Genomic DNA, 1200 nt, shown 5'->3' with positions numbered 1-1200 from the left:
TGTACTAGCTCAGACATGATCTGACAGTTACCCGCTTGTAATGCAGTGTCTGTCAGATTAGATTTGGTTCACATTCTTCGATTCCCAAACCGCCTTACCCTCAAGCAAGGTCTGCATTGGCGTTCTGCCGCAGCACATCTTGCCTTGATGAGTTCGTTCATTGTTATAAAAATCCAGCCAGACGTCCAGATCTTTCTGCAGAGCATCCAAATCACTGTATAGCGTTCTTCTGAATGTGATCTGATAGAACTCCTGCAGAATCGTTTTGTGGAAGCGTTCACAAATGCCATTGGTCTGGGGCGACATGGCCTTGGTTTTTGTATGGTCGATGTCATTGACTGCCAAATACAGCTGATAGTCATGATGATCAACCCGTCCGCAGAACTCAGTGCCCCTGTCTGTCAATATACGTAGCACAGGCAGATCGTGCTGTTCGTAGAAGGGCAATACCTTGTCATTGAGCAAGTCAGCAGATGTAATCGGGGTCTTGGTCGTATACAGTTTGCAATGAGCAACCTTGGAATAGGTGTCTACATACGTCTGCTGATAAATTCGACCGACGCCCTTCAAATTGCCGACATAAAATGTGTCTTGCGATCCCAGATAACCAGGATGCTCTGTTTCAATTTCTCCGCAAGCTACGTCGTCTTGCTGCTTACGTTCCAGGGCCGCGACCTGCTCATCAGACAAAATAATTCCATCCCGAGCCACTCGCTCCTCCAGTGCCTTGAGCCGTTTCCTGAAGTTCTCCAGATTATTTCTCACCCAAATCGAACGCACGCCGCTGCCGGAGACGAATGTTCCACGCTTTCTGAGCTCATTGCTGACCCGCAATTGCCCATAGGCAGGGAATTCAATGGCCATCTCTGTTACCGCTTGTTCTGTGGCTTCATCAACACGGTTTTTTAGATTGGAAACCCGTTTGGACTTATTGATCAGGGCGTCTACGCCGCCTTCGTTGACCAGTTCCTGGTACCGATAGAATGTATCTCGGGAGACACCCATCACCTTGCACGCCCGAGACACATTGTGCAGTTCTTCGGCCAGATTTAATAAACCTGCTTTATGTTTGATAATAGGATTGGTAGTATGTAGCATGAGAGTTACCTTTTTTGTTTGGATACAGATTCGACACCTACATTCAAACGGGTAACTCTCCTTTTTTCAAGGACTTTGTCAGATCAGATCGAGACTAGTTCA

Annotated in this window: 1 protein-coding gene; it reads right to left on the bottom strand. The window is 47.1% G+C overall.

Going from position 1 to position 1200, the window contains the following annotated elements:
* Nucleotides 1-57: 57 nt before the first annotated feature.
* The gene (locus W822_RS45710) at nt 58-1098 is read right to left on the bottom strand and encodes an IS481 family transposase (RefSeq protein ID WP_024007555.1); all 1041 of its coding nucleotides are present in this window, start codon (nt 1096-1098) and stop codon (nt 58-60) included.
* Nucleotides 1099-1200 lie beyond the last annotated feature (102 nt).

Origin of the sequence: Advenella kashmirensis W13003 (assembly GCF_000506985.1) — a bacterium.
Classification (GTDB): Bacteria; Pseudomonadota; Gammaproteobacteria; order Burkholderiales; family Burkholderiaceae_B; genus Advenella; species Advenella kashmirensis_A.
Note: the sequence above shows the minus strand (reverse complement) of the source record. Positions and strands in the feature narration are given on the sequence as shown.